Consider the following 13965-nt stretch of genomic DNA (forward strand, 5'->3'; position numbering starts at 1 on the left):
CTGAAGGTCTGGATACTTTTGAATAAGATCTTCTAAATGCTGATCAAGCATCGTATGGCGTTGTTTCAACGTTGTGCGCATACTGCCACCAACATATTTCTCAGCCCAGCTTTCGATTGGATGTACAAGCGCAGCCAGCGTTTTTCCTTTCGCCGTAGCAAAGACAGGATGAGAAATCCCCATTTGATACCAAATGTATCCCGTATAGTGCGCAGTAAATGATATGTGGCGATGTTTTGAAAGTTGTTGTGTCATCTGTCCTAGACTCAATTCTTAATTTTATTCTATTTCCATGCACAACCTATTTGCGCGAGGATGTTGACCTATTCAATCCTGAACAGGTCAATCAGATGATGAGTTAAATCATCTTTTATTTATCGCAAGTTAAAACGAATTCTTAAACTCTTCAATGACTTTTCTGACGTTGTTCCAATTTTCATCTAACACGAGTGTAGTACCCACTTCGATATTTGGAATTTTACCGCGCATACGTTCTAAACGTTGTTGATTTGGTAAAGCCAATGTTCCAATACCATCTAAGGCGATACATGCAGCTGCACGGTCATTACACACCAACCCCATGTCACAACCTGCATTTAATGCTGCTTGAATACGCGCATCTGCACCACCTGCAACACATGCGGCTTGCATGCTTAAGTCATCAGAGAATAGTACACCATCAAATTTTAGTTCTTGGCGTAAAATCTGTTGTAACCAAAATGGAGAAAAGCCTGCTGGATTTGGATCAACTTGATCATAAATCACATGTGCAGGCATAAGAGCATCTAATTGAGGCATAAGCTGAATAAAGCTTTGCATATCTTTATCATAAATTTCTTGATATGAGCGACTATCAATTGCAGCTGCAACATGTGAATCTGCTTTGACTGAGCCGTGACCAGGGAAGTGTTTGCCTGTAGTTGCCATGCCTGCTTTTTTCATACCACGCATAAAGGCAGCTGCAAGAGGTACGATATCTTGCATATTTTTAGCAAAACCACGATCACCAATCACATCACTAATGTCATTTAGATCCAGTACAGGTGCGAAACTGAAGTCAATACCTACAGCCAGTACTTCAGTTGCCATCAACCAACCACATTGCTCAGCCAAAGTAACGGCTTGTTCTGGCTGGTCTGAGTAACGTTCACCAAGTCTTCCCATTGCAGGAAGTAAAGTGAAACCTTGTCTTAAACGTTGAACGCGTCCACCTTCTTGATCTACAGCAATCAAAATGTCAGGGCGAACTTGTCGCATATGATCGGTTAAAGCACGTACTTGTTGAGGTGATTCAATATTTCGAGCAAATAAAATCATTCCACCGACTTGCGGTGCTTGTAATAGTTCAATATCTTCTTGTGTAAGTTCTGTGCCAGCAATATCTAGCATCAATGCGCCGATCATATAGATTCCGTTTGAATTTTGATGTAAAAAACGATAGATAAATTGTGCAATGATTTGCTACATTTTGTCAGTACAGAATATGATAAAACTACATGATATTGATGATAAATACTTGTTGGTCACTTATTTAACACAGCCGATAAGTAGACACATTGGTTAAAAACGAATGAAATATGTTCATCTCGATTCGATCAGCGTGTAATAATTGCCATATCCAAGGAAGTACCAAAATTTTATGAAACTTCAAATGATAGCGTGTGCAGTTGCAATAGCGACTGGTGGATTATTTTTCTCTCATACTGTAAATGAGGCATTTGCAGCGACAGAGTCGCCAGTCGTTTCGACGGTAATTAAACCTTCACAAGAACAAGCATTGGTCGCACGCCAGTTAGCAACACTCGTTGATCGCCAACATTATTTAAATATGCGTTTAGATGCGGCAACATCTAATCGTATTTTGGATATGTATTTGGATAGTTTAGATCCAGATCATTCTTTATTTTTAAGCAGTGAAGTTGAAGACTATAAAAATAAATATGGCTCAAGTTTTGGTAGTGCTTTAAAAGCTGGGAACTTGACTGGACCATATGCCATTCATGCTCAATATCGTGAACGTTTAAAGCAGTTTTATAAGTACATGTTGGCAGAGTTGAAGAAGCCACAAAACTTAAATCAAAAAGATGTTTATCTTGAGATTGATCGTGAAAAAGCACCCTATTTCAAAACATCGGCAGAGCAACAAAATCATTGGCAGAAAATGCTAGTTTCACAGTTGATCAATTTGACGATCAGCAAAGAAGAAGAGCAAGCGAAGCAAAAGGCATTAAAGGCAAATCCTTCTCTTGCCAATGGTCAAGATTTGACGGGTCCAGAAGACCTCACGCCAGTTCAAACGCTCACTAAGCGTTATACACGTCAGTTAGAAAGAATAGGTCGTATAAAAAGTGATGATGTTTTAGATAAAACTCTAAATGCAATGTTGGCGACCTATGATCCACATAGCAATTACTATCCACCAATTGATGCAATGGAGTTGAATCGTCAAACAACTTTGCAGTTGGAGGGAATTGGTGTATCGATTCGTCCTGAACGTGGCAATGAAGATTACACCAAAATTGAAACCATCGTAGAAGGTGGACCAGCAAGTAAATCTGGTCAAGTCAAATCAGGCGATCGTATTATTGGCGTAGCCCAAGATGGCGAAAAAATGGTTGATGTTATAGGTTGGCCGAGTTCAGAGATTGTTGGTCTGATTCGTGGTAAACGTGGAACAAAAGTCGTTGTGCGCTTACTTGGTCCAGGCGCATCTATGAGTCAGGCTCGTAATGTTACTTTAGTGCGTGATGTCATCCAAGAAGAAGATGCAGGTGTTCGTTCACGTACCGTTGAAATCAATCGAGATGGCAAAAAGCATGTCTTTGGTGTCATAGAAATTCCATCATTCTATTTTGACTATCGTTCACGTCGGGCTGGTGCTGAATATCGCTCTGTGTCTGAAGATACTGCAAAAGCGTTTGAATCATTAAAAGCACAAAAAGTAGAAGGTGTGTTAGTCGATCTGCGTAATGATCCAGGTGGTTCTTTAGAAGAAGTTGCTCGTATGCTTGGACAAGTGATTAAATCTGGACCAGTGGTACAAATCAGAGATGGCAACGGTAATGTGAATGTCTTTGAAGATACTGATGGGGGCGAGCAAATTTATGCAGGACCTATGGCGGTTCTAGTTAACTTAGCATCTGCATCTGCAAGTGAAATTTACTCTGCAGCGATCCAAGATTATGAGCGCGGTATCATTATTGGTAGTACTACCACAGGTAAAGGTACAGCCCAAGTTCAACTAGATTCTTTGGCACATGGTCAGGCGACCTTAACACAGCGTAAGTTTTATCGCGTTACAGGTGGAAGTACTCAAAATAAAGGCGTGATTCCTGATATTAAATTGGTCGATATTTATAACGATGAATTTGGTGAGCGTAAAGCTAAGAATGCCTTAAAGTGGGATACCATTCCTACTGCGCCATTTAAACGTGAAGGTTCAGTCCAACCGTATACAGTCAAGTTAACTCAGTTATCTCAGCAACGTGTAGCACTTGATCCGCAGTTTAAGTATTTAGAAGAGCGTAAAGCAATTTCACAAAAAACGGCTGATCAAAAGAAAGTAGTATTGGATATTGATCAACGTCGAGCTGAATTGATAGATCTTGAGAAGCAAACTTTAGATGCAGAAAACCAACGTCGTAAAGCGACTGGACAGGCTCCTTATGCAAATTGGGAAAGTTATCAAGCTTCAATTGATGCTTTGGTTGAGTCACGTGCAAAAATGAAAGCTCATCTTCGTCCATCGCTACCTGAGGAAGAAACTTTTATTACTGAAGCTGCAAATGTTTTATTGGATTATGCAAAACTGCAAGGTCGATAATATTTAAATGTCATAGAAAGAAGCCCTGATCATCAGGGCTTCTTTTGTATTATTCGGCAGCTTTATTATTATTTACCCGAATCCAGATCTGGCTGCGTCCCAATACAGAAACCCCGACATAGCCCCGTAGATGTAGGCGTTGTCCATTTGAGCTGAGTTTTGCTGCCAGGCTATATACACGGCCAGTATTGGGGTCGAGAATTCGTCCACCTGTATAGGTGAGGTCTCTCTTGTGCTTAAGCTTGGTAATTACATTTAAACCGACAATCGGTTTGTTGGTATAAGGGGCAGGGCAGCCCGTACAGAACTCTTTCGGTGTGTAACCTGTACGTGGGGTGATTTTGGTTATTTTGCCTGTATAGGTGCCATCCGCTTCCTGGGTAATTTCGACCTGGCCTTTAGGTGCACCCGTAAGGTCATCAATACTTTGCCAAATACCCGTAATATCTTGAGCAAAGGTCAGTTGGCCAAGACCAAATAACACAAAAAAGGTAATGAGTTTTGAGTACATGTTTAAGCCTCCTTGCTGCCTATCATTGTTTTTCTATTATTTCGGATTTCTAATAATAGATTCAATCATTATTTTACAATTGTTAATTATTTTAATATTTGAAATTTCAATGATTTTTTACTAGAAATAAAAAAGCCTCATGATAATTAAATGATCATTAATGAGGCTTTTTTAGTGCTGAACCGTAGTCTTAAATAAGTTGTAGTATGGGACTAGATGCTCGATATTCTTCAAAATTTAATCATTGCGGATCCAAATTTGATTACGACCAAGAGCAGAAACACCGAGGTATCCACGTAAGTGTAATCGTTTTCCATTTGAACTTAATTTCGCTTTCATACTGTAAATCTTGCCCGTATTTGGATCAAGAATACGACCATTGGTATAGTTCAAACCTTCACCATGCTTTAAACCTGTTACCACATCCATACCTAAAATAGGTTTGTTGGTATATGGCGCTGGACAATTTACACAAGTTTCCTTAGGTGTATATCCTGCACGAGGCGTAAGTTTGATGACTTTTCCTGAATATGTGCCATTCGCTTCTTCACGAATTTCAATCAATGCTTTAGGTGCGCCAGTTTTGTCATCTATACTTTGCCAAATTCCTGTAATGTCATTTGCAAATGAAAAACTGCTGATCACTGATAAAAATAATGCACCTATAAGTTGTTTGCCCATCATTAAAAATCCTTTTAACGTTTGATATTCTATTATGTAGGATTTGTGGCAACTAGTTCAATCTTTATGTGATATTTGCGGCAAATTTTAAGATAAAGACAAGATAAATGTAGGCAGCCAAATCGCTGTAAATACACCGTTTACAGCCATACCAAAAGCAGCATAGCGTCCAGTGACAGGACCACGTTGCCAAGCTTGTGCTGTACCAATCGCATGTGCAGCTAAACCTAAAGCCAAACCTGATGCACGCTCATCATGAATATGCTTCAGAATCCATGGAGAAAATGCAGCACCAATCACGCCAGATAAAATTACAATCAAGGTCACCATCATTAAAGGAGCATGCAGTAAGGTTGCAATATTTAATGCGATAGGCGTGGTGACTGCACGAGTTGCAAAAGCCAAGATTGTCGGTTCAGACATATGCAAAAGATATGCAAGTCCCATTGGTAAAGCGACCGCACTGATACTGGCAAAACATAAAATACCGAGCATAGACTTGAGGGGTAAATCATCATAGCGCATTGCAGCCAATGGAATTGCTAATGCAACGGTGACATAACCTAGTAAATGATTAAAAACATCATTCACACTTTTCATGTATTGCTCGTAGGGGATTCCTAAGACAGCCAGAAAACCAATCACGATAAACATCGCAAAGACAATCAGTGGAATTTGTGGCATACGTTTATTCAGTGGTTTGGCGATCAGATAGCTAACTAACGTGATTATAAAGCCATAAATAATCATGAACATATTTAGAGACTCCTATAACCAGCGTTTTGCCATTTTTGCGTAAATCCACAATGGCAATAAAGTACTGAGAGTTAATACAAACAAAAACATTGGAATTTCTTTGCCCAAATGTACCAACATAATTAATGAACCAGCACAAATGGGAAGAAAGGCGAAAGCACTCTCTTTCATAATTTTGTTATTGGTATCAATGAGACGATTCGAGATTTTTCTGAAACGTCTCCATATTAATAATGTGACCAATAAACCTATAAGACCTACTAAATTACCTAATTCAGGATGGTGAAAGACTTTGGTAATTGCAACAGCACCTTCACGAAACACAATAATTAACAGGATCGTGCAAAACCAAGCTGTCCAATCTATATCTTTCATTTCTCTTAAACTCGTATCTATATTCTCAAGGTCGCTGTTAATGCGATATGGTGGTGTCATTTAGCTCGAACTCTTCCAATGGTCGTTGGAAAAGAGTCGCTTTTTGTCCCAGAATTTCATCGAATGGCAAATGAGCTTGTTTAATCAGCTGCTCAAGTTTATTAGGTGCCATACAGACGGTTAATTGTAAATTACCTTGTTCATCATAATGTTCAGATTGAATAACATTTAGCGTGTATAGCTGAGTGCGTAGTTTACCGTAGGCAGGTTTAAGAACTAAATCGAAGTGTTGTAACTGTCCCATAAGGCATTGTTGAACAGCTTGACTCAATAATTCAAGTCCCTGTCCTGAATGAGCTGAGACATAAACTCGATCTGGAACATCGGGGGCTTTGTAGATGATTTTTGCTGCATCACCACTGAGATCAATTTTATTATAGACATGCAAAATAGGGGCATCTGCTCCGATTTCTTTTAACACGCTTTCAACGGCTTCAATTTGTTCATCCATATTGGGACTATTGCTATCAATAACATGTAATAGCAATGTTGCTTCTAAAGTTTCTTCTAAGGTTGCTTTGAAAGATTCAACTAAGTCGTGTTGAAGATTGCGGACAAAACCAACTGTATCAGCTAAAACAACGGTACCGATACCATCCCATTCTAAACGTCTTAAAGTTGGGTCTAAGGTTGCAAATAATTGATCTGCTGCATAGACATCACTTTTTGCCAAGATGTTAAATAAAGTTGATTTTCCAGCATTGGTATAACCGACTAAAGAAATGGTCGGTATCGCCGCTTTCTGACGTGCCGCACGACCTTGTAATCGAGTCTGTTGTACTTTAACTAACTTGTCTTTGAGTTGAGTTATTCGAACACGAATCAGACGACGATCTGTTTCTAATTGTGATTCACCTGGACCTCTAAGACCAATACCACCTTTTTGTTGTTCTAAATTTCCAGTGAAACCGCGAATTAAGCGAGTGGATAAGTGTTTGAGTTGTGCAAGTTCAACTTGAAGTTTACCTTCGTGTGTACGGGCACGTAAGGCGAAAATATCTAAAATAAGTCCAGTGCGATCAATTACACGACATTTCAGGATGCGTTCCAAATTCCTTTCTTGAGCAGGAGAGAGCGAATGGTCAAAAATGACTAACTCAGCTTCTAATTCTTGTACCAACTCAGCAATTTCATCTACCTTACCAGAACCAATAAAGAATTTAGGATCTGGTTTATTTCTTTGTACAGAAATATGTTCAAGAATTTCTGCACCTGCGGACTGTGCGAGCAATTGGAACTCTTCAGCATCAAGGTCATCGAGCATTTGAACAGAGATACTAACTAAAACTGCTCGCTCACCACTTTGTCGCTGTGTAATATTTTCCACGCTGTATCTTATCCTAGGTATTGAACTCCTATTCTAGAATAAACTTCAACGAAAGGGCAAAAAGTTAGACTGTTTATATGAGATTGCGACGTAATAGCTCAATAAAACCAATCAGGGTGCCCATATATAGAATTGACCAACCTAGAAACATTTTAAGAGCGTATCTATAAGAAATTTTAACGTCTTCGTGGTGAGTGCTCATTTCGGGAGTCATAATCTTACCTTTTGATCAGTTATTTCGATTTACTTATGATAATTAATCTGTTTATTCATTTAAAATTGAAAAAAATTATCTCCACGTTCGCTTTTTGTCATCAATGAAACTTTTATCCAAAGATATTTGCGTGATATAACAAGTTAATAACATGCAGACTTGCATACGGTTTTAGTGATTTATGACTCAAGAAACATCAGCAGTTACTGGTACACCTTTAAATTTGTTATCAAAATTTAGTTTATACAGTAGAAAATTGGCTTCGGGCTTAGAAACGATTGGTGAAGGTTTTTATCTCATTTATCGTCACGGCTTATATAAAGATCCTAATAACCCTGTTAACACACGTTATGTACAGTATTTTTGTCGACGTTTATGCGAGGTTTTCAATATTGAGGTACAAGTTCATGGAACTATTCCTCGGGAGCCAGCGCTTTGGGTGAGCAATCATATCTCATGGTTAGATGTAGCGGTGCTTGGTTCAGGTGCTCGCATTTTCTTTTTGGCAAAAGCTGAAGTTGAGAAATGGCCAATTTTAGGCAATCTTGCAAAGGGCGGTGGAACACTTTTTATTAAACGTGGTTCAGGTGATTCTCTCCGAATTAAAGAACAGATCACTGAGTTTTTGAAAAAAGATATTCCTGTTCTTTTTTTCCCAGAAGCCACCACGACAGATGGTCGTAAAGTCAAAAAAGTTCATGGTCGATTATTGGGGGCAGCGATTGAAGCTCAGCGCCCTGTGCAGATTTGCGTGATTTGCTATGTCAACCAACAAGGTGAATTGGACATGATCGCACCTTTTATTGGTGAAATGTCTTTTGCAGAGCATGTACAAAGAGTTTTGGAAATGCCTCAAGTTACGGCTCACTTACTAACTTTACCTGCAATTCCTGTAACTGGGCATACAGTCGATACACTGACCAAAGAAGTTGATCAAAAGATGAGAGAGGGACTTGCTGAGTTACATCGTAAGGTATTAAAAGTGATGCCTGACAGCGATGTTACATAAAGCCTTCTATAGGTAGCCATGACAGGAATTTTACACCAGCTTTTTGCCACCATTTCATTCGAGGCTCTTTAGTGTGATTAATCATGCCGTCGTTGGTTTGACGTTGCCAATTAATTTTTTTGTTGGCATCGAGCACCAGTTTATATGCATACTTGCTTAAGTTTTGATCCATCGTATTATGAACAGCTTGGGCTAGAGGTGGGCTATTTAATAAAACCCCGATTTCTGTATTGAGATAAGCTGAGCGTGGATCGAAATTAAAGGAGCCAATAAATACCTGTTTTTCATCTAAAGCCATCAGTTTGGCATGTAAACTTGAACGGCTTAAACCTTTCATATTGACCTTGGCTTTTTTTGCCAAATCATCGGTATGCTTATCCAAATCTTCTTTGTCTAAAGCTGGCACAAATTCATAAAGTTGAACGCCGTCTTCAAGCAATCTCTGACGATACTTACCATAAAAAGCGTGTACTACAGCGACATCATTGGCTTTAAAAGAGTTCGTTAGAACTCTAACCTTGACACCACTTTGCGCTAAGTCGCCTAATGTCTTCGCACCCTTTTTTTCTGGAACGAAATAAGCAGAGATCAAGTCGATATTTTTTTCAGGTTTTTCTAGGTGATTGATCAGCTGAAAGTTTAAATGTTCATGCTTTTTTGCTTTTGATTTCACTTTGTCAGGAGAGTCTTTTACTACTTCAGCTTTAACCCAGTCTAATGCAATCTCGCGGTTCATTAGTGACTTGATCGCGGTGGATTCGCTGGTTAAATCAAGATAATTCTGCACTGTTGATTTTTTATAGTGATCATCTAATTGTTGTTTTAAGCTTTCGTAGCTTAAGCGATGTGATTTGGGATTGACGATTTCTCTAACATCATAAGCATATTCATGATTCCAGTAATCATCAAAAGATTGGGAAATATCATTGACTGCCGTACCGAAAAGCATCACATCAACATCAGAGAACTGATAACTATCACTAACATTGTAGTACTGATTTGTCATATTTCGACCACCGATCAGGGCAACTTGATGGTCTGTAATAAAGCTCTTATTGTGCATCCGACGGTTAATACGTTTTAAGTCAAAAATCATATCTAAGGCACGATATTTGCGAAAACGATATGGATTAAATAATTTAATTTGAATATTAGGATGCTGTGCTAAGGCGAGGAAAATCCCTTCAGTTTGTTTGGCATTATTATCATCAATCAATAAGCGTACTTTGACGCCGCGATCCGCTGCTCGAATCAGTGCATGTAAGGCGAGTGCACCGACTTTGTCATTATCCCAAATATAATATTGAAGATCTAAAGTTTTTTCAGCTTTATCAATTAAACTTAGACGAGCCGCCAATGCTTCTAAAGGTTCAAAAAGAACATGATACCCAGTCAAATTTGGGTTTTGTTGCTGTAAAGGCTCGATGATTTGAGCTAAAGTGGTTCCTGAAGTGTCAATAGGTTCTACGGCAACTGAAGCTGTAGGCAAGGTTTTATGTTCAGGTAAGGTGCTACAGCCACTAACACCGATCGCAATACTGCAATAAATCGCAAGCATAGTTTTATTGTAAGTAGTTGTACTTATATGTGTATGCTGACTATTTATCTGAGAAAATTGCGTCATAATTATTACTGATTAAATGTTGTGCTTGAGTATAGCATTTCATCAAAAAAGATAAATATAAGCATGCTGTCCTTGGGTGAGGTTGATGAAGTCTGTAATGTATAGTTCAGATACAGTTATTATTATTTTCTATGCTATTTTTGCACTTCTAGCACTTTGGGGATTAATTCAAGCTTGGATTCATCAATCTCGGACTGAAACCATACATCCTTTTAAAGCATTTATTCATTTATTAGCCTTTTATTTATCCTATTTGTTAATTCCGCTTTGGTTTTTTAGCTTATATGCAGGTTGGTCTGACTATTATAGTTTGCACCAAAGTACTTTCGTATTTTTATTGAGTAGTTTGTTAATCTACGCTCGATTTATTGAACCTCATATTGTTCAAGTGAAGCACCATCAATATCGGTTGCACCCAGACTGTGAATTTACTAAGCCTATAAAATTGGCAGTTGTTGCCGATATGCATGTTGGATTATTTTCAGGACATGAACGCCAATTAAAAACCATCGTCAAAAAACTGAATCAGCAACAACCAGACCTTGTTGTCGTTGCAGGTGATTGGACTTATGAGCCTGAAAATAGATTGGTTCAAGAGTTAGCAATTTTGCGTGAAATCCATGCGCCAGTTTATTCAGTACCTGGTAATCATGATGAGCAATATCCTGGGCCACCGATTCAAGCGTTGTTGAAACAAGCATTAGAACACAATGATGTTATAGATATAGAGGGGAAGATTGTTGAGTTTGACGAGTTTCGATTGATTGGTGTTGGAGATCTCTGGGCTGGTAAAGCGAACATGCGATACATGCCTGAATTACCACAGGATAAACCATGGCTAATACTGTCTCATAACCCTGATACCGTGGATATGGTTCCAGAATTGCCTACACGACCTTTGATGGTTTCTGGTCATACTCATGGTGGGCAAATTGAGTTGCCGTGGATTACTAATTATATTATGAAGCGAGTCTCGATTTTAGGGCATAAAAAGGGATTCTATACCCATGAACATGCTGATGTATTTGTGACCGTAGGTACAGGTATGGTTGGTGTACCATTTCGATTCAGAGTTCCACCGACAATAGATATCATTGAGCTAAAATAAAAAAGCCAACATTAGAGTTGGCTTTTCTCAGTAAGTTTTAATTTAAGGAATAATAATAATCGCTACACGACGATTACTAGCTCGATTTTCATCTGATGTGTTAGGTACGAAAGGTTGATTTGAACCACGACCAATCACATTTAAATTTGTTTGCTTAAAGCCTTCGTTCAAGAAAATTCCTGCAACACTTTGAGCTCGCTCTTCAGAAAGCTTCTGATTGTATTCAGGGTTTCCAATATCATCTGTATGACCCACGATTTTCAGTTTTTGTAGATCATACTTGTTAAGTTGTTTGGCCAAGCGAACAATTTCTTTGCTATTCTCAGGTTTAATATCTGATTTATTAAAATCAAAAAGTAATCGTTCAGGTAATCCTAAGCTCCAGCCTTCTTCTGTCAGCACAAAGCCTTCTTTTTTTAACATTTTGACCTGACGATACTTCAATGGACCAAAACTCAAGCAGCCAGCCAATGTTAGGCAGAGTAACGCTATAAATGAAATTTTAATGGTTTGAGCGCGCATAACATGTCCTAAATTTCTGGTTTATATAAAAACCAATGAGGGATTAAATTTTTAGCTTTATACATCGCTTGATCTGCTTGCATTACCAAATCTTCTGGATTCTCTGCATACTGGGAGAAAGCGATACCTAAGCTAAAACCAAAGTGAATAATTTCACCGTTAAAATCTAAAGGTTCCGTACAACTTGCGAGTAAACCTTCAGCAATCGCTTCGAGATGATCAGCGTGATGAATTGAATGCAAAATAATTGCAAACTCATCACCACCTAAGCGAGCAATAAAATCTTCTTGTCTGACAGATTGTTTTAAACGTAGAGCCATTTCTCTTAAAACAGCATCACCTGCTAAGTGCCCATAACGATCATTGATCACTTTAAACTTATTGTTATCAATAAAAATTAAAGCAGAATTTTCTCTATAATTTGCGTTTTCAAAGATATTCAATAATTCCTCATAGAAAAAATGACGATTAGGCAGTGTCGTAAGTTGATCATGATGAGCTTTGAAGGATAACTGCCTGTTTTCTTTCTGTAGGTTCGTATTCCAAATTTGAATTTCCTCTAAGAGCTCATTAAATACATTGTTCAAATTTTGGAATTCTTTAATGTGATTATTAGGAAATCTTAAGTTATAAGCTTTTTGATCACTGACTAGCTGAGCAATATGTGTAAGTGGTTTGATTGCTTGCATAATTTGACGATAAGTTAAATTAACTGACCAAAGTAATGCAATCACAATAAAAAACATTGAAATGGCTAAACCAATAATAATCGTCTTTAAAAAGTGAACAATATTTTCTGAGCTACCATAAAGTACCAATTCTCCGACCTTTTTTTGGTGGTGGAAAATCATCAGTTTAATTGGATCATGCAGGAACCATTCATCCAGCATTTTTTGTAAAAAGGACGTGCTTGCTATTTTTTTTGTACTTTCTGCTAACAATTGTTGTTGTGGATCATAAACATGAATACTGCGTATGGCGTGTTCGGTTGTGTAATCCTTTAAAATTTGATCAATTGCCCCTTTATCCTTAAACACGACTGCTGGTTGAATCCGTTCAATAACAGTTTGGCTTAACAACTGCAGATTTTGTTTGGCGTAGGTTTCCATTGTAAACATAGAAATCGTAGCGAAAGTACATGAGCAAATCACAAAAGTAATAGCAAAAATAGTAAATTGAGATTTACGGAATAATGCATGTAATGAAGTAGATTGATATAAATTTGAAATCACTTTAACTACTCCGTGTTCTTCGCCAAGATTAAGACTCGAGGGTCGATGTGAACCTTGGAATAACTTAATGCATCCAAATTAACTTTAAACGTAGGAAATGATTTTCTATTGTAAAGACAAAAAATACTGCCTATTTCACAAGCAGGATTATTGGTACTCAGTGAAAGTAAATAGCGAGATGGATAAGACTGAATTAAAGATTGTTGTTGTTGAGGTGAGGTATTTGAAAAATACGCCACATGACATTCTGTTCTAGGAAATTCTTTTGTATTAACAGATTGAACCTGATAGTCGTAAGTGAGCAGCTTAATACTCGTTTGAAATTGATTGGCTGCTTCTGGATTATCTAAAACACAAATCACGGGTTTAGATGTGTTCGGCCATTTAGTATAACTTAATATAGTTAACGTCAGTTCATAAAAGGTATGATTTGAAAGGGCGTAACTGAGCTGACCTATAGTTATTGAAACTATAAGCAATATAAATTGAGCCGTTGCATGCAAAAACCGTACTTTCAATCAAAAAAAACCAAAAATGTGAACCAAGAGGCGCATTCTACTGGAGTTAATTGTTTAAAAAAAGTTCTTAATACTAAATCTAAATGATAAAAAATTACTATTCAGTCTAAAAAGTGTTCTGTTGAAAAAGTTTTTTTTGGAAAGGTATTGCAACCATACTGAAATGCTGTAGAATGCACATCCATCGGCGGTGATGAGGATAAAA

At 37.9% G+C, this 13965-nt stretch carries 13 protein-coding genes and 1 pseudogene; 3 read left to right on the forward strand and 11 right to left on the reverse strand.

Annotated features, from left to right (window positions below; all coding sequences use genetic code 11):
* Both A2003_RS03945 and nagZ read right to left on the reverse strand, forming a co-directional pair.
* Positions 1-255, reverse strand: a pseudogene (locus A2003_RS03945) (class I SAM-dependent methyltransferase); the annotation flags it as partial.
* A gap of 129 nt (positions 256-384) precedes the next feature.
* Complete coding sequence (nagZ, locus tag A2003_RS03950; protein ID WP_112987315.1) at positions 385-1404, reverse strand: beta-N-acetylhexosaminidase; 1020 nt, start codon at positions 1402-1404, stop codon at positions 385-387.
* 235 nt (positions 1405-1639) lie between these two features.
* Here nagZ and A2003_RS03955 point away from each other — a divergent pair, with 235 nt between their 5' ends.
* Positions 1640-3823, forward strand: coding sequence for a carboxy terminal-processing peptidase (locus A2003_RS03955; protein WP_233739087.1), 2184 nt, complete (start codon positions 1640-1642; stop codon positions 3821-3823).
* 49 nt (positions 3824-3872) lie between these two features.
* On the opposite strand, the gene A2003_RS03960 is transcribed toward A2003_RS03955, so the two are convergent.
* From A2003_RS03960 to hflX, 5 genes are all read right to left on the reverse strand, one after another.
* A complete protein-coding gene (locus A2003_RS03960; RefSeq protein WP_039908523.1) occupies positions 3873-4334 on the reverse strand; it encodes a DUF2147 domain-containing protein in 462 nt (153 codons plus the stop codon).
* Positions 4335-4571: 237 nt separating this feature from the next.
* Entirely contained in the window at positions 4572-5015 is a 444-nt protein-coding gene (locus A2003_RS03965) for a DUF2147 domain-containing protein (protein WP_017397357.1), read from the reverse strand.
* A gap of 87 nt (positions 5016-5102) precedes the next feature.
* On the reverse strand, positions 5103-5771 hold the full coding sequence (locus tag A2003_RS03970; RefSeq protein ID WP_004909187.1) for an LrgB family protein: 669 nt from the start codon (positions 5769-5771) through the stop codon (positions 5103-5105).
* Between the two features lie 12 nt (positions 5772-5783).
* The gene (locus A2003_RS03975) at positions 5784-6146 is read right to left on the reverse strand and encodes a hypothetical protein (protein WP_005403212.1); all 363 of its coding nucleotides are present in this window, start codon (positions 6144-6146) and stop codon (positions 5784-5786) included.
* A 37-nt stretch (positions 6147-6183) separates the two neighbouring features.
* Entirely contained in the window at positions 6184-7533 is a 1350-nt protein-coding gene (gene hflX / locus A2003_RS03980) for a ribosome rescue GTPase HflX (RefSeq protein ID WP_005403211.1), read from the reverse strand.
* Between the two features lie 395 nt (positions 7534-7928).
* On the opposite strand from hflX, the gene A2003_RS03985 reads away from it, so the two are divergent.
* Positions 7929-8756, forward strand: coding sequence for a lysophospholipid acyltransferase family protein (locus A2003_RS03985; protein ID WP_039048166.1), 828 nt, complete (start codon positions 7929-7931; stop codon positions 8754-8756).
* On the opposite strand, the gene A2003_RS03990 is transcribed toward A2003_RS03985, so the two are convergent.
* Positions 8749-10314, reverse strand: coding sequence for a phospholipase D family protein (locus tag A2003_RS03990; RefSeq protein ID WP_286686840.1), 1566 nt, complete (start codon positions 10312-10314; stop codon positions 8749-8751). The two genes, A2003_RS03985 and A2003_RS03990, sit on opposite strands and share 8 nt — an antisense overlap.
* Positions 10315-10477: 163 nt before the next feature.
* On the opposite strand from A2003_RS03990, the gene A2003_RS03995 reads away from it, so the two are divergent.
* The gene (locus tag A2003_RS03995) at positions 10478-11488 is read left to right on the forward strand and encodes a metallophosphoesterase (protein WP_125318580.1); all 1011 of its coding nucleotides are present in this window, start codon (positions 10478-10480) and stop codon (positions 11486-11488) included.
* Between the two features lie 42 nt (positions 11489-11530).
* On the opposite strand, the gene yfiB is transcribed toward A2003_RS03995, so the two are convergent.
* Genes yfiB through yfiR form a run of 3 tightly spaced genes read right to left on the reverse strand, consistent with a single transcriptional unit; the run spans position 11531 to position 13760 of the window.
* Positions 11531-12010, reverse strand: coding sequence for an outer membrane lipoprotein YfiB (gene yfiB, locus A2003_RS04000; RefSeq protein ID WP_042891997.1), 480 nt, complete (start codon positions 12008-12010; stop codon positions 11531-11533).
* 8 nt (positions 12011-12018) lie between these two features.
* Positions 12019-13242, reverse strand: a complete 1224-nt coding sequence (gene dgcN, locus A2003_RS04005) for a diguanylate cyclase DgcN/YfiN (protein ID WP_286686839.1) — start codon at positions 13240-13242, stop codon at positions 12019-12021.
* 5 nt (positions 13243-13247) lie between these two features.
* A complete protein-coding gene (gene yfiR, locus A2003_RS04010; RefSeq protein WP_171053822.1) occupies positions 13248-13760 on the reverse strand; it encodes a regulatory sequestration protein YfiR in 513 nt (170 codons plus the stop codon).
* Positions 13761-13965 lie beyond the last annotated feature (205 nt).

The sequence above is a fragment of the Acinetobacter sp. GWC1_38_13 genome, assembly GCF_001767535.1.
In the GTDB taxonomy this organism is placed as follows: Bacteria; Pseudomonadota; Gammaproteobacteria; order Pseudomonadales; family Moraxellaceae; genus Acinetobacter; species Acinetobacter junii.